Here is a 16,029-nt window from a genome sequence, read left to right on the forward strand (position 1 = left end):
TGCCCTGCCTCGGCCTGTCGATAGGGCTTATTCCTATGCCGTACCCCGAGCCACGCCAAACAATAATAAGAGCCCGCCCATGAACCCGACCCACCCCCGCAGGCCCCTGCGCCTGGCCGCCTGCGTCACCCTCGCCTTCAGCTGCTGCACCCATGCCAGCGAAGGCGGCGTGGACAACATAGGTCCAGGAACCGACGGTTTCTTCACCCTGCCATTGGACGTCGACAACCTCCCGGACCACATGTTCGCCTTCAACGTCTACTACAACCACTACGAAGCCAGGAAGCTGAACATCAGCTCCTTCGGCGGCAAGGTGTCCGACGTGAAGATCAGCTCGGATGCGATCATCCCTCGCCTGGACTACCTGAGCCCGCTGCGGATCTTCGGCGGGCGCCTGGGCGGCTACATCGCCCAGCCCTATATCCGCCAACGGGTGGCCGCGTTCGGCCTGAGCGACGAACGGGAAAGCATGGGTGACACCACCTTCGCGCCGATCATCCTCTGGGACATGGGCAAGGACCTGACCCTGGCCGCCGCCGTGGAGGTCACCGTGCCCACCGGCAAGTACGATGCCGAGCGGCTGGCCAACACCAGCAACAACTTCTACACCTACAAGCCGCTGTTCTCCTTCACCTGGCTGCCCACCGAACGCACCGAGCTGTCGCTGAAGGCCACCTACAGCTTCAACATGGAAAACCACGACACCGACTATCGCTCGGGGCAGATCTTCCATTTCGACTATTCCGCCAGCTATCGGGTGACCGACAACCTGCGCCTCGGCCTGAACGGCTACTACCTCAAGCAGACCACCGACGACAAACAGAACGGCGAGACCGTACGGGTGTTCGGTTTCGGCGAGGAAGTCGACGACGGCGTACGCGGCCAGGTCTTCGCCATCGGCCCGGCCGTGCATCTGACCTTCCTCAAGTACGCCAGCGCGGAGATCCGCTGGGCCAAGGAATTCGACGTGGAGAACCGCCCCGAAGGCGACATGCTCTGGGCCAAGCTGACCATTCCGTTCGAACTCTGAGGCATCGGAACGAAGCGGCAGCCCGGTATCCGCGGGCTGCCGCCATCGACTAGGAAAAGCACCAGGCGTCCTAGGCGTAAACCGGCCAGCGCTCGACGATCCGCCCGCCGCGCAGCGCCAGCAGGTCGCCGAATTGCAGCAGCACCGACTCGCTCTGGGTCGGCCGCAGGAAGACCTGGTCGTCCACCTCCAGGCCCACCGAAGGCGAGCCGTTGACCATTTCCTGGTTCGAGCTGCGCCCGTAGATGCCGTTGCTGCGCAGTCCCTCGGGCGAGGCGAAGTCGGCCATCCAGTTGCCGCCGTAGATGAAGAAGGTGCCGCGCTGGTTGGGGTCCCACCAGGAAAACAGCCGCGACTTGCCGTCCAGCGCCGGGATCTGCACCGCGCCGGTGCTCTTGAGTACCGGCGTGGCGATGTAGACGGCCGGCACATGCTCGGCCAGAGACGCCAGGTCGTAGTGGCTCGGCTTGAGCATGGCGGTGCCCACCGAGACCTCGCTGCTCAGCGTTTCCTTCTCGTGCATGCGATAGCTGGGGCTGCCGGCGGTATTCAAGGTCAGCTGTGGCGTCCACAGCGCGGCGAAGCGCTGGCGGGCGAAGTCGACATGTCCCTGGTAGAGCGCCATGACCTTGGCGAACAGCTCTTCGGGCGAACCGAGGATGCCCGGCACACCCATTCCGACGAAGGGGTCGTAGCCCATGAAGCCGGCGAACTCCAGGTGCTGCGGATGCGCCGCGATCAGCGCCAGCAATTCACCCAGCGCGGCCTGGTCGGCCACCCCGCCGCGATGCAGGCCGACGTCCAGTTCGATGTTGACGCGCATCCGGGTACCCAGCCCTTGGGCCAGCGCCAGGTACTGACGCAAGCGCTGCGGCGTATCGATCAGCCATTGCAGCTGCCGCGCCGGGTCGAACGCACCCTTGTGCTCGCGGTAGAACAGTTCCGCCGAACGCACCGGCAACGGCTTGCCGAGGAGGATGTCGGCATCCGCAAAAGCGACCGCGTCGTGGTTGAGGAACGGTTGGTGGAAGGACATCAGCCGCCGGGTGCCGGCGCGCCTGGCGATGTACGCCAGCAGGCAGGGCGAGGGCAGCGACTTCTCCACCAGCCGCAGATGCTTGCCGCCGCGGCGGACCGAACGCATCACCACATCGATGTTGTGGTCCAGGCGATCGAGGTCGATGAGCAGCACCGGGCACATCGGGCCATTGGCCTTGAGTTCGCGGTTCAGCGCGCGGAAATAGTCGTCGTACGGCCCGCCACGGTCGGCGGGACGCATCCAGGCGGCAGCTCCCGCCAGCAGCGCGCCGGCCCCGAGGCCGGCGAACATGAACTTGCGTCGATTCACGGCGTCGCTCCTTTCAGGTCACGCCCAGGATGGAAGAGAGGTGCGCATTGAGGAACCGCCCGCGGGGATCCAGCGCCTGGCGCACCTCGGCGAACGCCTTCCAGCGCGGATAGAGCCCCTGTAACTGGTGCGCGTTGAGGCCATGCAGCTTGCCCCAGTGCGGACGCCCGGCGTATTTCCAGAAGATCGGTTCCACCGCGGCGAAGAAGTTGTGGTGGTCCATGCTGTAGTGCTGATGCACGGAAATGGAACAACTGTCGCGGCCCTCGAACATGCTCAGGGGAATGTCGTCGGCCTTCACGTAGCGGTACTCGATGGGAAACCAGGTGCGCAGGTCCTTGTCGCGGATCAGCGCGAGGATTTCCCGCAGGCAGGCGGGGCCATGCTCGGCGGGGACCGAATACTCCATCTCGTTGAAGCGCACGTTGCGCACGTTGGCGTAGACCGCATAGGAATCGTCGACCCGCTCGTCGAAGCGGGCGAAGTGGCGCAGGCTGTTGAGCAGGGTACGGCGGGTCTCCGGGAAGTCGCTGAGGTACTTGTCGAGACCTTCGATCAGGCCGACGAACTCGTTGCCGCCTTCCTTCGCCGGGTCCAGGGGCGGGGTCTTCGGCTCGTCGGTCTCGTTGAGGGCGATCGACAGGGCGTAGTCGGAGTGGGTCACCACCAGCATCTCCCAGTGCTGGTTCTCGCGCGTGTTCTTCTCCACGTCCTCCAGCAATTCCTCGGTCCGGGCGATCCACTGCCGTTCACGCAGGCGGTAGGCCGCGCGGTTCTGCAGGCGCACCCGGGTCACGACGCCCAGCGCCCCCAGCGAGACCCGCGCGGCATCGAACACCTCCACGTTGCGCTTGGCGTCGCACTCGAGCACCTCGCCGCTCGCGGTGACCAGTTGCAGACCGCGAACCTGGGCGGAATAGGAACCGAAGCCGACCCCGGTGCCATGGGTGGAAGTAGCGATGGCGCCAGCCAGGGTCTGGTAATCGATGTCGGCCATGTTCACCAGCGCCTGGCCGATCTCCCTGAGCGGAGCGCCCATCTGCGACATCGGCGTACCACCGCCGAACTCGGCCTGGAGGGTCGCGCTGTCGTGGCTGAGCAAGCCGCTGAAGTAGGCGAGTGAGAGCAGGGTGCCGTCGGTCGGGACCAACGCGCTGAACGAATGGCCGGAGCCCACCGGGCGGATCCTGCCGGACGCCTGGCGGATGACCCGGACCAGTTCGTCGAGGTCTTTCGGTGCCTCCCGCGCCAGGGGCAGGCAGCTTTGCGCGCCGGACCAGTTGCGCCAGGGAATCAGGCGCGGTGCGCGGAGCAACTCCGCCAGCGCGGGGTTTCCCACCATGGCGGCGAACGCACCGAGCGCTCCCGCCCGTTGCAGGAGCTGGCGTCGCGACAGATGACTTGGCATGCCGGTATCCCCTATCGGTCCTGCGCTGCGGACATGAAATCGATCAAAGCCCGGAACTGCTCTTCCGAGCACTGCATGCACATGCCCATGGGCGGCATGCCCTTGTAGCCGTTGATGCTGTGGTCCAGCAGGGTGTCGATGCCCTGCGCCAGGCGTGGCGCCCAGGCAGCGGCATCGCCGGTCAGCGGCGCGCCGGAGGCGGGATTGGCGTGACAGAGCTTGCAACTGGCGGAATACACCTGCGCCAACGCAGGGTCCGCAGGGACACGCTGGGAATCGGCGGCCCGCGCCGGCGGCTCCGTGGATTCTCCGCAGGCCACCAGCATCAGGCCCAGGGCAAGCAGCAACCCCGGGCGGCAAAGGCGCGAGTTGCCCGGTCCGGGGCGGAGCGTGGACGACATGGTGTTCCTCTCTCGTTGCGCACGGCGTGCGTTCTCGTCGAACAACACTAAGGCCGCGACGCCCCGAGGATGAGGGCAATGCGGGCCAGCGACGGGGGGTTCTGCGGCCAGCCCTTTCGCACCGCGCGATGGCGGTCTAGAGTCGATGTCTGCAGCAGCGTCGAGGAGCCGGCATGAGCAGCGCAGCACAGCGCCAGAACTACACCTTCTTCCATTCCCTGCGGGTTCGCTGGGCGGAGGTCGATCCGCAGGGCATCGTCTTCAACGGCAACTACCTGACCTATCTAGACGTCGCCACCACCGAGTACTACCGCCAGCTCGGCATGTCCTACCCGGCCGACCTGCTGCGCGGCGGAGGCGACCTGTTCGCGGTGAAGAGCACCCTGGAATACCGCGCCCCGGCGCATTTCGACGACTGGCTGGACATCGGCACCCGCGTGGCGCGGCTGGGGCGCAGCAGCCTGGTTTTCGAGCTGGGCATCTGGCGCGACGAGCAGCTGCTCACCGTCGGCGAGCTGGTCTACGTCTATGCGGATGCGAACGAGCGACAGAGCCAGCCCGTACCGGACTGGCTGCGCGAGAAGATCAGGGCGTTCGAGCGACAGTCGCCAGTGGAGTCAGGGGCTCACGCCGAGTAGCTGGGAGAGCCGCGCGCGGTCGGCGGCATAGGTTCTTTCCGCCTCTTCGCGGGCCTTCTGGAAGCGCCCGATCTCACCCTGCAGGCGCTTTTCCTCCTGCTTGAGATCGTCCAGCTGGTCCACCAGCGCCTGCGCCACCGGACGTCCGGCACGCTCCTGGTTGGCCGCCTGGCCTTGCAGGTTGGCCTGTTGCAGCTTGAGCGACTGCAGGTTGCCGCGCGCCACGCTGCTCAGCCCGTCCAGTTCCGCCAGGCGCCGTTCGCGAGCGCGGTCGACGTCCTCGAGGCTGGAATACAGGCGCAGCAACTGCGCATCGGAACTGGCCTGGGCCTGGGCCGCCTTGCGCTGCCGCAGCTCCTCGGCGGTCGGCGCCGGCGGTACGGTGCGGATCACCCGGCCCTGGTCGTTGAGGACCTGGTAGCCCTTGCCGATGTACTGCGGCGGCACACCCTGGCGGTCGAGCACCACCACGCCCTTGTCGTTGACGTAGCGGTAAAGCTCCAACGCTCCGCCCGGCGCCGCCTGGGCGCCGAAGGAAAGCCCCTGGAGCACCAGCCCCAGGGCCATCAGGCAACGCATTACATCCTGTCCGACCATGCCAGTCCCTTGTGAAAGGTTCAGATACCGTATTGGGCGCGATAGGCCTCTACCGCCGGCAGATGCTTCTTCAGTTCAGCATCTTCGGCAAGATATTCCAGCACCTGCTCCAGGGAAACGATGCTCACCACCGGCATGCCGAAGTCGCGCTCGACCTCCTGGATCGCCGACAGCTCGCCCTTGCCGCGCTCCTGGCGGTTCAGCGCGATCAGCACGCCCGCGGCCCTGGCGCCCTGGGCGTCGATGATCTGCATCACTTCGCGGATCGCGGTGCCGGCGGTGATCACGTCGTCGATGATCAGCACCCGGCCGCTCAGCGGCGCGCCGACCAGCGTGCCGCCTTCGCCGTGGTCCTTGGCTTCCTTGCGGTTGAAGCACCAGGGCAGGTCGCGCTGGTGCTGCTCGGCGAGGGCCACCGCGGTGGTGGCGGCCAGGGGAATGCCCTTGTAGGCCGGGCCGAACAGGACGTCGAAGTCGATTCCGCTGTCGATCACCGCCTCGGCGTAGAAGCGTCCCAGGCGGGCCAGAGCCAGGCCGCTGTCGAACAGGCCGGCATTGAAGAAATAGGGGCTGGTGCGCCCGGACTTGAGGGTGAACTCACCGAAGCGCAGAACCCCGCGCTCGATGGCGAAACGAATGAAATCGCGCTGATACGCCTGCATGAATGACACCAAGCCGCATGAATTTAGCTAAACCGTTTGAGCTCGGGTATCATACACGCACGTGATTTTGGGGGCCATTTATGCGGATCATCAGTGTGAACGTGAATGGTATTCAGGCTGCGGCCGAGCGCGGTTTGCTCAGTTGGCTGCAAGCACAGAATGCCGACGTGATCTGCTTGCAGGACACCCGAGCCTCCGCCTTCGATCTGGATGACCCGTCCTTCCAACTGGACGGCTACTTCCTTTATGCCTGCGATGCCGAGCTACCCGAACAGGGCGGTGTCGCACTCTACAGCCGTTTGCAGCCCAAAGCTGTGATCAGCGGCTTAGGTTTCGAAACGGCCGATCGTTACGGGCGCTACCTGCAAGCCGACTTCGACAAGGTGAGTATCGCCACCCTGCTGCTGCCTTCCGGGCAGAGCGGAGACGAGAGCTTGAACCAGAAATTCAAGTTCATGGACGACTTCACCCATTACTTGAGCAAGCAGCGTCGCAAGCGCCGCGAATACATCTATTGCGGCTCGCTGTACGTCGCCCATCAGAAGATGGACGTGAAGAACTGGCGCGAATGCCAGCAGATGCCGGGCTTCCTCGCGCCCGAACGGGCCTGGCTGGACGAAGTGTTCGGCAACCTCGGCTATGCCGACGCCCTGCGCGAAGTCAGCCGCGAAGGCGACCAGTTCAGCTGGTGGCCGGACAGCGAACAGGCCGAGATGCTCAACCTCGGCTGGCGCTTCGACTACCAGGTGCTGACCCCCGGCCTGCGCCGCTTCGTGCGCAACGCCAAGCTGCCGCGCCAGCCGCGCTTCTCCCAGCATGCGCCGCTGATCGTCGACTACGACTGGCAATTGAGCATCTGAGCCCTGTCAGATACGAAAAAGCCGGCGCATGCGCCGGCTTTTCTATTCCACGTGCGACCTACTTGATCAGCCGCAGGCAGAACGGATAGCGATAGGCCTTGCCTTCGTTGGCCTTGATGCCGGCGATGATGGTCAACACCAGCGCCGCCAGGCAGACCAGGCCGAGCAGGAAGAAGCCGATCACCACCAGCATCAGCAGGAAGCTGACGAACATCGCCAGCGCCACGGTGATCTGGAAGTTCAGCGCTTCCTTGCCCTGGGCGTCGACGAACGGATCGCTCTCGCGCTTGAGTTGCCAGACGATCAGCGGCCCGAGCAGGCTGCCGAAGGGAAACACCAGGCCGATGAACGCCGCGAAATGGCAGAACATCGCCCATTGCCGGGCTTCCTGGCCGGGGGTCGCGGCGACCTCTTCGGATACATCGTTCATGTAGCGCTCCTTCTCCGGGGCCCGGCAGGCAGTGCCGGGCGTCTGCTCATTCGGCCAGCGCGGCGCGCTGAAGTTCGAACAGCTCCTGCATGCCCTGCTGGGCCAGTTCGAGCATGGCGTTCAGCTCGGCGGGACGGAACGGCGCGCCTTCGGCGGTTCCCTGCACCTCGATGAAGCCGCCGGCATCGGTCATCACTACGTTCAGGTCGGTTTCCGCGGCGGAATCCTCCAGGTAGTCCAGGTCGAGGACCGGCACGCCCTGGTAGATGCCCACGGAAACGGCGGCGACCATCTGCTTCAGCGGATTGCCCTTGAGCGCGCCACGCTTCTTCAGCACCGCCAGGGCGTCGATCAGCGCCACGGTGGCGCCGGTGATCGAGGCGGTGCGGGTGCCGCCGTCGGCCTGGATCACGTCGCAGTCGATGTACAGGGTGTTCTCGCCGAGCTTGCTGAGGTCCAGCGCCGCTCGCAGGGAACGGCCGATCAGGCGCTGGATCTCCAGGGTACGACCGCCCTGCTTGCCGCGGCTGGCCTCGCGCTGGTTACGCTCGCCGGTGGAGCGCGGCAGCATGCCGTACTCGGCGGTCAGCCAACCCTGGCCCTGGCCCTTGAGGAAGCGCGGCACCCCGGACTCGGCGCTGACGGTGCAGATCACCTTGGTATCGCCGAACTCGACCAGCACCGAACCTTCTGCGTGCTTGGTGTAATGGCGGGTGATGCGGATCGGGCGCAGCTGGTCGGCGGCACGGCCACTGGGACGATTCATCGTGGATATCCTGTACTGAGAAAGCGGAATTGGCCGCCATTATAGAGGCCAGCCCGGGCTCTCAACCACCGTCGGCGTGCGGGCCCCGCCGGACGTGGGTTACAATGCCCGGCTCGAATCACGGCAGCCGCGCGCGTCCGGCGCCGAACGCACTCCCCACACGACTATCGAGGTAGACCCATGGTGCACAGCATGACCGCCTTCGCCCGCGTCGAGCAGGCCGGTACCCACGGCACCCTGAGCTGGGAGCTGCGCTCGGTCAACCACCGTTACCTGGAGCCCCACCTGCGCCTGCCCGACGCCTTCCGCGACCTCGAAGGCGCGGTGCGCGAGGCGCTGCGCCAGGGCCTGTCGCGTGGCAAGGTGGAATGCACCCTGCGCTTCGCCGAGGAAACCGCCGGCAAGAGCCTGCAGGTCGACCAGGAGCGCGCCCGCCAACTGGTCGCCGCCGCCGAAGGCGTAGCCGCCCTGATCCGCCAGCCGGCGCCTCTCGATCCGCTCGCCGTGCTGGCCTGGCCCGGCGTACTGGTGGCCGACTCGGCCGATCCGCAGGCGCTCAACGCCGCCGCCCTGGAAGCCTTCGGCCAGGCCCTGGAGCAACTCAAGGCCGGCCGCTCGCGCGAAGGCCAGGAGCTGGCGAAGCTGCTCAACGATCGGCTCGACGCGATGCTGGTGGAAGTCGGCAACCTGCGCGAACTGGTGCCAACCATGCTGGCCAACCAGCGGCAGAAGATCCTCGACCGCTTCGCCGAACTCAAGGCCGAACTCGATCCGCAGCGCCTGGAGCAGGAACTGGTCCTGCTGGCGCAGAAGAGCGATGTCGCCGAGGAACTGGACCGCCTCGCCACCCACGTCGGCGAGGTCCGCCGGGTCCTCAAGGCCGGCGGCGCCGCCGGTCGGCGCCTGGACTTCCTGATGCAGGAACTCAACCGGGAAGCCAACACTCTAGGCTCCAAGGCGTTCGACCCGCGCTCGACCCAGGCGGCGGTCAACCTCAAGGTCCTGATCGAGCAGATGCGCGAGCAGGTCCAGAACATCGAATGACCGGCGGGCGCCTCCGCCCGATCTCTTTCCAACCCGTACGAAGCACCAGGAACACCTCATGTCCGGCACCCTGTACATCGTTTCCGCTCCCTCCGGCGCCGGCAAGACCAGCCTGGTGAAGGCCCTGCTCGACGCCGCCCCCGAGGTCTGCGTGTCCGTCTCCCATACCACCCGCGGCATGCGTCCGGGCGAGGTGGACGGGGTCAACTACCACTTCACCAGCCGCGAGGAATTCCTCGCCATGCTCGAACGCAACGAGTTCCTCGAGCACGCCGAAGTCTTCGGCAACCTCTACGGCACCTCGCAGCGCTGGGTCGAGAAAACCCTCGCCGAAGGCCTCGACCTGATCCTCGAGATCGACTGGCAGGGCGCCCAGCAGGTGCGCCGGCTGATGCCCGAGGCCCAATCGATCTTCATCCTCCCGCCGAGCCAGGAAGCCCTGCGCCAGCGCCTGACCAACCGCGGCCAGGACAGCGACGAGGTGATCGAGCGGCGCATGCGCGAAGCCGTCAGCGAAATGAGCCACTACGTGGAGTACGATCACCTGGTGATCAACGACGATTTCGCCCACGCCCTGGACGACCTCAAGGCGATCTTCCGCGCCCGCCAGTTGCGCCAGGACGCCCAGCAGCAACGCCACGCCGAACTGCTCGGTCGTCTGCTTGCCTAAATCGGCTCTTCCATAAAGATTGGCGATTTTTTAGACTATTCAGTCCGCCCGGCAAACGTCGGGCTCACTTTTCGTTACGAGGAACACCATGGCCCGCGTCACCGTTGAAGACTGCCTGGACAACGTCGATAACCGTTTCGAGCTGGTCATGCTCGCCACCAAGCGCGCCCGTCAGCTGGCTACCGGCGGCAAGGAGCCGAAAGTGGCCTGGGAAAACGACAAGCCGACCGTCGTCGCCCTGCGCGAGATCGCTTCCGGCCTGGTCGATGAGAACGTCGTCCAGCAGGAAGACATCGTCGAGGACGAACCGCTGTTCGCAGCGTTCGACGACGAGGCCAACACCGAGGCCCTGTAAGCCATGGCCTCGGCTCGACGTCGCCTGCGAGCGCCGCAACCCGCCTACGGGCAGGGGGTGAACCCTTGCCGGGCATAGACGCCTTCGCCGACAGACTGTCGAGCTACCTCGGGCCGGACCAGGTCAACCTGGTCCGCCGCGCCTACTACTACGCCGAGCAGGCCCACGACGGGCAACGCCGCCGCAGCGGCGAGCCGTACGTGACCCACCCGCTGGCGGTCTCCAACATCCTCGCCGACATGCACATGGACCATCAGAGCCTGATGGCCGCGATGCTGCACGACGTGATCGAGGACACCGGCATCGCCAAGGAAGCGCTCACCGCGCAGTTCGGCGAGACGGTTTCGGAACTGGTCGACGGGGTCAGCAAGCTGACCCAGATGAACTTCGAGACCAAGGCCGAGGCCCAGGCCGAGAACTTCCAGAAGATGGCCATGGCCATGGCCCGCGATATCCGCGTGATCCTGGTCAAGCTGGCCGACCGCCTGCACAACATGCGCACCCTCGAGGTGCTGTCCGGCGAGAAGCGCCGGCGCATCGCCAAGGAAACCCTGGAAATCTACGCGCCCATCGCCAACCGCCTGGGCATGCACACCATGCGCGTGGAGTTCGAGGACCTCGGTTTCAAGGCCATGCACCCGATGCGCGCCGAGCGCATCCGCCAGGCGGTGAAGAAGGCCCGCGGCAACCGCCGCGAGATCGTCGGCAAGATCCAGGAGTCGCTGGTCAACTGCCTCGCCCGCGAAGGCATGGAAGGCCAGGTGATCGGCCGCGAGAAGCACCTCTACAGCATCTACCAGAAGATGCGCGGCAAGCGTAAGGCGTTCAACGAGATCATGGACGTCTACGCCTTCCGCATCATCGTCGACAAGGTCGATACCTGCTATCGCGTACTGGGCGCCGTGCACAGCCTGTACAAGCCGTTCCCCGGACGCTTCAAGGACTACATCGCGATTCCCAAGGCCAACGGCTACCAGTCGCTGCATACCACCCTGTTCGGCATGCACGGGGTGCCCATCGAGATCCAGATCCGTACCCGCGAGATGGAGGAGATGGCCAACCACGGGATCGCCGCGCACTGGCTGTACAAGTCCAACGACGAGACGCCCAAGGGCACCCATGCCCGCGCCCGGCAATGGGTGAAGGGCGTGCTGGAACTGCAGCAGCGCGCCGGCAACTCGCTGGAATTCATCGAGAACGTGAAGATCGACCTGTTCCCGGACGAGGTCTACGTGTTCACGCCCAAGGGCCGCATCATGGAACTGCCCAAGGGTTCCACCGCGGTCGACTTCGCCTACGCGGTGCACACCGACGTCGGCAACAGTTGCATCGCCTGCCGCATCAACCGCCGCCTGGCGCCGCTCTCCGAGCCGTTGCAGAGCGGCCAGACGGTGGAAATCGTCACCGCCCCGGGCGCCCGGCCGAACCCGGCCTGGCTGAGCTTCGTGGTCACCGGCAAGGCGCGCACCCATATCCGCCATGCGCTCAAGCTGCAACGCCGCTCCGAGTCGATCAACCTCGGCGAGCGCCTGCTGAACAAGACCCTCACCGGCTTCGACAGCCACCTCGAGAAGATTCCCCAGGAACGCATCCAGGCCGTGCTCGCCGAGTACCGCATGGAAGTCTTCGAGGACCTGCTGGAAGAGATCGGCCTGGGCAACCGCATGGCCTACGTGGTCGCCCGCCGCCTGCTGTCCAGCGAGGGCGAGGAAGCGCCGAGCGCCGAGGGTCCGCTGGCGATCCGCGGCACCGAAGGCCTGGTCCTGAGCTACGCCAAGTGCTGCACGCCGATTCCCGGCGACCCGATCGTCGGCCACCTGTCCGCCGGCAAGGGCATGGTGGTGCACCTGGAAAGCTGCAAGAACATCAGCGAAGTACGCCACAACCCGGAAAAATGCATCCAGCTCAGCTGGGCCAAGGATGTCACCGGCGAATTCAATGTCGAACTGCGCGTCGAGCTGGAGCACCAGCGTGGCCTGATCGCCCTGCTTGCCACCAGCGTCAACGCGGCCGACGGCAACATCGAGAAGATCAGCATGGACGAGCGCGACGGTCGCATCAGCGTGGTCCAGCTGGTCGTCAGCGTGCACGATCGCGTCCACCTGGCCCGCGTCATCAAGAAGCTGCGCGCCCTCAAGGGAGTGATCCGGATCACCCGCCTGCGTAGCTGACCCGCTTTTTCCTGTGTCATCCGGCGCCCCCGCGCCCACTCGATTTCAGCAAGGAGTTCCCATGACCAAGACCGTTATCCACACCGACAACGCCCCGGCCGCCATCGGCACCTACTCCCAGGCCATCAAGGCCGGCAATACCGTCTACGTGTCCGGGCAGATCCCGCTGGACCCGAAGACCATGGAACTGGTGGAGGGCTTCGAGGAGCAGACCGTCCAGGTGTTCGAGAACCTCAAGGCGGTGATCGAGGCTTCCGGCGGCTACCTGCACGACGTCGCCAAGCTGAACATCTTCCTCACCGACCTGTCGCACTTCGCCAAGGTCAACGAGATCATGGGCCGCTACTTCACCCAGCCCTACCCGGCGCGCGCCGCTATCGGCGTAGCCGCCCTGCCGAAGGGCGCACAGGTGGAAATGGACGCCATCGTCGTCCTCGAATAAGCCGGATGTTCGCGACGGGGCCCAAGGCCCCGTCGCTCTGCATGGAGTAGCACGATGCGCCGCGTGATTTTCCTCGCCGCAGCCGCCACCCTGCTGGCCGGCTGCGCCGGCACGGCCGATCCGTCCGGCACCTGGATCAACCAGGCCGCCATCGACGCCGCGAGCAAGGACGGCAAGCTGCGCGAGGCCCTGCTCGCCTATGGCCCGAACCTGGAGTGGAAGCTCGACAGCAAGGCAGGCGAAGCCACCTTCAGCAACGGCTTCGAACTGGGCGAAGGGACCCTGAGCAAGAGCGATGACGAGCACTGGAAGGTCGCCTTCTATGGCGACGACAACCAGGAGAGCCTCGAACTGGACGGCAAGGAGCTGATCCAGCAGGCCAGCGCCAACGGCCCGGAACAGCGTTTCCGCCGTCTCGACCCGCAACCCGCGGCCAACAGCCCTGCCGGCAGCGGTTTCGAGCGGGCCTTGTACGGCAGCTATCTGAAGGGCAGCTGGAAGATCCGCGAAGGCCAGGGCCAGGGCGGCAAGGTCGAGTTCCAGGCCAATGGCCTGGTCAGCGGTCTGCCCGGCGCCGAACGCTACGCGCTGTGCCTGGCCGGCGATTGCGCAGCGATGAGCGGCGACAACGACAGCATCTGGCTGCAACAAGGCAACCGCGGCCGCGAATTGCTGTTCAGCCTCGACGACGACGAGCTGCAACTGTTCGAAGCGGTCAATACCGCCGGCGCCAACGAGATGCCCAGCTACGTGCCCGGCAAGCGCGTCTGGCTGCTGGAGCGCTGACGCCTCTCAGAGGGCGGCCAGCACCAGCCAGCCGCCCAGCGCCAGCAGCAGGACGCCGCACAGCCGGTCCAGCGCACCTACCCGCCGTTGCAACCAGCCGCGCCAGCGCGGCCTGTCCAGCAGGCGCACCAGCGCCATGTCCCAGCACAGCACCGCCAGGCTCATCCACGCCAGGCACAGGGCCAGCGCCCAGCCCGGCAGGCTGAAGCGCACCAGCACGCCGAACAGCCCCGCATAGAAGATCGGCAGCTTGGGATTCAGGCTGCTCGCCAGCAGGCCGTCGCGCAGCCCGCGCAGATAGCCGCCGCGGGACGGGACGTCGCGCTGCGCCGGCATTTCCAGTCGCCTCTGCGCAAGCAGCGCCTGGCCCGCCAACCAGAGGAAGTACAGTCCGCCGAGCGCCTGCAGCCAGCGCAAGGCGCTGTGCGCCGAGTCCGGCACGCTGGCCAGCAGGCCGAGCACCAGCAGCATGCTCAGGAGGTTGGCCAGGGCGATGCCGGCGGCCACCCCGTCGGCCTGGCGCCGGCCGCGCAGCAGGGCGGCGCGTACCAACAGGAAGAAGTCCGGCCCCGGCGACAGCAGGGCAGCGAAATGGGTACTGGCGACAAGGACGAACGCGGCGAACATGAAGGCCCCTCGAAACGCGAAGGCCTCCAGTCTGTGCAGCGCGGCGGGCGCCGTATTGGAAAAAACTCAGGTCTTGGCGCTGCGCCGGAACTGCCCCGGAGTGACCCCGGTGAAACGCCGGAAGGTCGTGGAGAAGTGCGCCTGGTCGTAGAAGCCGAGGTGCTGGGCGAGTTCCGCCAGCGGCCGTTCTTCCAGCAACAGGCGCTTGGCCTGGCGCACCCGGCATTGCAGTTGGTAGGTATGCGGCGGCACGCCGTAGGCACGCCGGAAAGCCTCGATCAGGTGGCGCGGGTGGCGCTGCAGCAACTGCGCCAGCTGGTCCAGACCGAGCGCCTCGGTGGCATGCGCTTCCAGGTAATCGCGCAGGCGTGCGGTGGTTCCGCCGTCGCGGGGCGGCGCCGCGGCCGCCGGGCGCAAGCCGCCGTGGCGCACGAAGACCTGTTCGAGCAAGGCCAGCAGGCGGCTTTCCAACCCCAATGCGTCGCTGCGCTGGAAGTCCTCGGCCAGTCGCGCCAGGCCAACCGCCACGCTGCCGTCGTCGGCCGGGTTCAGTTCGCCGAAGCCGCGCGGCAACTGTTTGCGGCCGAGCAGGCCGAGCAGGCGCGTTTCCTCGACATAGAGCATCCGGTAGACCAGCCGCTCGGATTCGGCGTGCCCGGTATGCGGCTCTTCCGGGTTCATCAGCGACAGGGTGCCGGCCGGCAGCGCATGGCGCCGCCCGCGGCACTGGTAGCCGCCGACGCCGTGGAGGATCGAGCCGATGGCGAAGGCCGAATGGCTGTGGCGGCCGAACGCCTGGCCGGAGAAGTCCGCATGGAACAGCTCCACGCCAGGCAGCCAGGGACGCGCCAACAACCGGTTGGCAGCCATCAGGCGTCCCCGAGCACCGCCGCGTAGCCCTCGCGGTAGCTCGGATAGCGCGGCACCCAGCCGAGCGCCCGGGCGCGGCGGTTGCTGCAACGCTTGCTGCCGGCGCGGCGTACCGAATGTTCGTCGGCCCATTGGCTGACGCCCAGGCGCTGGCGCAGGTAGTCGACCACCTCGTGCATCGCCACGGGCGCGTCGTCGACACCGATGTAGCAGTCCTCCAGCGCCTGGCCGCCGGTATCGGCGCGCAACAGGAGGGCCAGCAGCCCGGCCGCATCGTCGGCGTGGATCCGGTTGGCATACAGCGGCGGCTCGCTGACCACCCGGTAACCCTGGCGCACCTGGTTGAGCAGCCATTCCCGCCCCGGACCGTAGATGCCGGCCAGGCGCACGCGGGTAGCCGGTATCCCGCTGTCCAGCGCGACCTGCTCGGCGTCGAGCATGATCCGTCCGGAATAGGCCTGGGAAAGCGCCGGCGACTCCTCGTCGATCCAGCCGCCATCGGTCTGCGCGTAGACCCCGGTGCTGGAGACGAACAGCAGGCGCCTGGGCCGCTGGCCGTGGGCCTGCAACCAGCCCAGCACATGGCGCAGGCCGTCGACGTAGGCGGCACGGTAGCCAGCCTCGTCGTGCTGACTGGCGGCGGCGCTGTACACCAGGTAGTCGAGCGGCTCGCTCGGCCACTGCGCGGGACACTCCGGAGCCTGCAGATCGCCAGCCACCGGCAGGATCCCCTGCGGCAAGGCGTCCACCGAGCGACGCAGGCCATGGACCCGCCAGCCATCGGCCAGCAGTGCCTCGCCGAGGCGCCCGCCGACATCGCCGCAGCCGGCGATCATCACTGTTTGCGACATGAAGCCGTCTCCTTCCTACAACAAGGCGGGCAGTGTAGGCGTCGAATCGTCTGCAATGCACGCCCGATCATGC

At 66.5% G+C, this 16,029-nt stretch carries 19 protein-coding genes; 9 read left to right on the forward strand and 10 right to left on the reverse strand.

Features of this window, described 5'->3' with window-relative positions:
* Nucleotides 1-79: 79 nt before the first annotated feature.
* Nucleotides 80-1,030 carry a SphA family protein gene (locus tag VQ067_RS29255; protein ID WP_003096575.1) on the forward strand — a complete coding sequence of 317 codons (951 nt, stop codon included), beginning with the start codon at nt 80-82 and terminating at the stop codon, nt 1,028-1,030.
* A 70-nt stretch (nt 1,031-1,100) separates the two neighbouring features.
* Here VQ067_RS29255 and VQ067_RS29260 read toward each other — a convergent pair whose 3' ends face one another.
* The 3 genes from VQ067_RS29260 to VQ067_RS29270 form a co-directional block, all read right to left on the reverse strand.
* On the reverse strand, nt 1,101-2,309 hold the full coding sequence (locus VQ067_RS29260) for a DSD1 family PLP-dependent enzyme (RefSeq protein WP_074241022.1): 1,209 nt from the start codon (nt 2,307-2,309) through the stop codon (nt 1,101-1,103).
* An 82-nt stretch (nt 2,310-2,391) separates the two neighbouring features.
* A complete protein-coding gene (locus VQ067_RS29265; RefSeq protein WP_003136261.1) occupies nt 2,392-3,720 on the reverse strand; it encodes a D-arabinono-1,4-lactone oxidase in 1,329 nt (442 codons plus the stop codon).
* 77 nt (nt 3,721-3,797) lie between these two features.
* The gene (locus tag VQ067_RS29270; RefSeq protein ID WP_003098306.1) at nt 3,798-4,187 is read right to left on the reverse strand and encodes a c-type cytochrome; all 390 of its coding nucleotides are present in this window, start codon (nt 4,185-4,187) and stop codon (nt 3,798-3,800) included.
* 173 nt (nt 4,188-4,360) lie between these two features.
* On the opposite strand from VQ067_RS29270, the gene VQ067_RS29275 reads away from it, so the two are divergent.
* Entirely contained in the window at nt 4,361-4,825 is a 465-nt protein-coding gene (locus tag VQ067_RS29275) for an acyl-CoA thioesterase (protein WP_033991768.1), read from the forward strand.
* Here the strand turns inward: VQ067_RS29275 and VQ067_RS29280 are convergent.
* Nucleotides 4,805-5,422: a hypothetical protein gene (locus tag VQ067_RS29280; RefSeq protein ID WP_033991769.1), complete on the reverse strand. Its 618-nt coding sequence runs from the start codon at nt 5,420-5,422 to the stop codon at nt 4,805-4,807. The two genes, VQ067_RS29275 and VQ067_RS29280, sit on opposite strands and share 21 nt — an antisense overlap.
* 20 nt (nt 5,423-5,442) lie before the next feature.
* Nucleotides 5,443-6,084, reverse strand: a complete 642-nt coding sequence (gene pyrE, locus VQ067_RS29285) for an orotate phosphoribosyltransferase (RefSeq protein ID WP_003096586.1) — start codon at nt 6,082-6,084, stop codon at nt 5,443-5,445.
* A gap of 80 nt (nt 6,085-6,164) precedes the next feature.
* Here pyrE and VQ067_RS29290 point away from each other — a divergent pair, with 80 nt between their 5' ends.
* Entirely contained in the window at nt 6,165-6,944 is a 780-nt protein-coding gene (locus tag VQ067_RS29290; RefSeq protein WP_003098313.1) for an exodeoxyribonuclease III, read from the forward strand.
* Between the two features lie 58 nt (nt 6,945-7,002).
* Here the strand turns inward: VQ067_RS29290 and VQ067_RS29295 are convergent, their stop codons facing one another.
* Together VQ067_RS29295 and rph are read right to left on the reverse strand one after the other, a co-directional pair.
* Complete coding sequence (locus tag VQ067_RS29295) at nt 7,003-7,374, reverse strand: DUF4870 domain-containing protein (protein WP_003096590.1); 372 nt, start codon at nt 7,372-7,374, stop codon at nt 7,003-7,005.
* 46 nt (nt 7,375-7,420) lie between these two features.
* Nucleotides 7,421-8,140 (reverse strand): ribonuclease PH, encoded by a 720-nt coding sequence (gene rph / locus VQ067_RS29300; RefSeq protein ID WP_003096595.1) that lies wholly within the window; start codon nt 8,138-8,140, stop codon nt 7,421-7,423.
* A 180-nt stretch (nt 8,141-8,320) separates the two neighbouring features.
* On the opposite strand from rph, the gene VQ067_RS29305 reads away from it, so the two are divergent.
* The 6 genes from VQ067_RS29305 to VQ067_RS29330 all read left to right on the forward strand — a co-directional run bounded on the left by VQ067_RS29305 (nt 8,321) and on the right by VQ067_RS29330 (nt 13,608).
* A complete protein-coding gene (locus VQ067_RS29305) occupies nt 8,321-9,184 on the forward strand; it encodes a YicC/YloC family endoribonuclease (RefSeq protein WP_003096599.1) in 864 nt (287 codons plus the stop codon).
* A 58-nt stretch (nt 9,185-9,242) separates the two neighbouring features.
* Entirely contained in the window at nt 9,243-9,854 is a 612-nt protein-coding gene (gene gmk, locus VQ067_RS29310; protein ID WP_033991771.1) for a guanylate kinase, read from the forward strand.
* Nucleotides 9,855-9,942: 88 nt separating this feature from the next.
* Complete coding sequence (gene rpoZ / locus VQ067_RS29315; RefSeq protein ID WP_003096602.1) at nt 9,943-10,209, forward strand: DNA-directed RNA polymerase subunit omega; 267 nt, start codon at nt 9,943-9,945, stop codon at nt 10,207-10,209.
* A 65-nt stretch (nt 10,210-10,274) separates the two neighbouring features.
* Entirely contained in the window at nt 10,275-12,380 is a 2,106-nt protein-coding gene (gene spoT, locus VQ067_RS29320) for a bifunctional GTP diphosphokinase/guanosine-3',5'-bis pyrophosphate 3'-pyrophosphohydrolase (protein ID WP_003096603.1), read from the forward strand.
* A 61-nt stretch (nt 12,381-12,441) separates the two neighbouring features.
* Nucleotides 12,442-12,822, forward strand: a complete 381-nt coding sequence (locus tag VQ067_RS29325; protein ID WP_003096609.1) for a RidA family protein — start codon at nt 12,442-12,444, stop codon at nt 12,820-12,822.
* 54 nt (nt 12,823-12,876) lie between these two features.
* On the forward strand, nt 12,877-13,608 hold the full coding sequence (locus tag VQ067_RS29330; RefSeq protein WP_003096611.1) for a hypothetical protein: 732 nt from the start codon (nt 12,877-12,879) through the stop codon (nt 13,606-13,608).
* A gap of 6 nt (nt 13,609-13,614) precedes the next feature.
* On the opposite strand, the gene VQ067_RS29335 is transcribed toward VQ067_RS29330, so the two are convergent.
* From VQ067_RS29335 to VQ067_RS29345, 3 genes are all read right to left on the reverse strand, one after another.
* Nucleotides 13,615-14,235, reverse strand: a complete 621-nt coding sequence (locus VQ067_RS29335) for a LysE family translocator (RefSeq protein ID WP_033991773.1) — start codon at nt 14,233-14,235, stop codon at nt 13,615-13,617.
* 66 nt (nt 14,236-14,301) lie between these two features.
* Complete coding sequence (locus VQ067_RS29340; RefSeq protein WP_033991776.1) at nt 14,302-15,105, reverse strand: AraC family transcriptional regulator; 804 nt, start codon at nt 15,103-15,105, stop codon at nt 14,302-14,304.
* Nucleotides 15,105-15,956: an NAD-dependent epimerase/dehydratase family protein gene (locus tag VQ067_RS29345; protein WP_023092768.1), complete on the reverse strand. Its 852-nt coding sequence runs from the start codon at nt 15,954-15,956 to the stop codon at nt 15,105-15,107. The genes VQ067_RS29340 and VQ067_RS29345 overlap by 1 nt, the downstream gene beginning before the upstream one ends.
* Nucleotides 15,957-16,029: the final 73 nt, after the last annotated feature.

The organism is Pseudomonas sp. KBN12P06040, assembly GCF_037574965.1.
In the GTDB taxonomy this organism is placed as follows: Bacteria; Pseudomonadota; Gammaproteobacteria; order Pseudomonadales; family Pseudomonadaceae; genus Pseudomonas; species Pseudomonas aeruginosa.

Coding starts and splice junctions, on each gene's coding strand:
- VQ067_RS29330 (WP_003096611.1), top strand. CDS start 12,877: ATGCGCCGCGTGATTTTCCTCGCCGCAGCCGCCACCCTGCTGGCCGGC.
- VQ067_RS29290 (WP_003098313.1), top strand. CDS start 6,165: ATGCGGATCATCAGTGTGAACGTGAATGGTATTCAGGCTGCGGCCGAG.
- VQ067_RS29340 (WP_033991776.1), bottom strand. CDS start 15,105: ATGGCTGCCAACCGGTTGTTGGCGCGTCCCTGGCTGCCTGGCGTGGAG.
- VQ067_RS29270 (WP_003098306.1), bottom strand. CDS start 4,187: ATGTCGTCCACGCTCCGCCCCGGACCGGGCAACTCGCGCCTTTGCCGC.
- VQ067_RS29325 (WP_003096609.1), top strand. CDS start 12,442: ATGACCAAGACCGTTATCCACACCGACAACGCCCCGGCCGCCATCGGC.
- rph (WP_003096595.1), bottom strand. CDS start 8,140: ATGAATCGTCCCAGTGGCCGTGCCGCCGACCAGCTGCGCCCGATCCGC.
- pyrE (WP_003096586.1), bottom strand. CDS start 6,084: ATGCAGGCGTATCAGCGCGATTTCATTCGTTTCGCCATCGAGCGCGGG.
- VQ067_RS29305 (WP_003096599.1), top strand. CDS start 8,321: ATGGTGCACAGCATGACCGCCTTCGCCCGCGTCGAGCAGGCCGGTACC.
- VQ067_RS29275 (WP_033991768.1), top strand. CDS start 4,361: ATGAGCAGCGCAGCACAGCGCCAGAACTACACCTTCTTCCATTCCCTG.
- VQ067_RS29255 (WP_003096575.1), top strand. CDS start 80: ATGAACCCGACCCACCCCCGCAGGCCCCTGCGCCTGGCCGCCTGCGTC.
- gmk (WP_033991771.1), top strand. CDS start 9,243: ATGTCCGGCACCCTGTACATCGTTTCCGCTCCCTCCGGCGCCGGCAAG.
- VQ067_RS29345 (WP_023092768.1), bottom strand. CDS start 15,956: ATGTCGCAAACAGTGATGATCGCCGGCTGCGGCGATGTCGGCGGGCGC.
- VQ067_RS29295 (WP_003096590.1), bottom strand. CDS start 7,374: ATGAACGATGTATCCGAAGAGGTCGCCGCGACCCCCGGCCAGGAAGCC.
- VQ067_RS29335 (WP_033991773.1), bottom strand. CDS start 14,235: ATGTTCGCCGCGTTCGTCCTTGTCGCCAGTACCCATTTCGCTGCCCTG.
- VQ067_RS29265 (WP_003136261.1), bottom strand. CDS start 3,720: ATGGTGGGAAACCCCGCGCTGGCGGAGTTGCTCCGCGCACCGCGCCTG.
- VQ067_RS29280 (WP_033991769.1), bottom strand. CDS start 5,422: ATGGTCGGACAGGATGTAATGCGTTGCCTGATGGCCCTGGGGCTGGTG.
- VQ067_RS29260 (WP_074241022.1), bottom strand. CDS start 2,309: ATGCGTCCCGCCGACCGTGGCGGGCCGTACGACGACTATTTCCGCGCG.
- rpoZ (WP_003096602.1), top strand. CDS start 9,943: ATGGCCCGCGTCACCGTTGAAGACTGCCTGGACAACGTCGATAACCGT.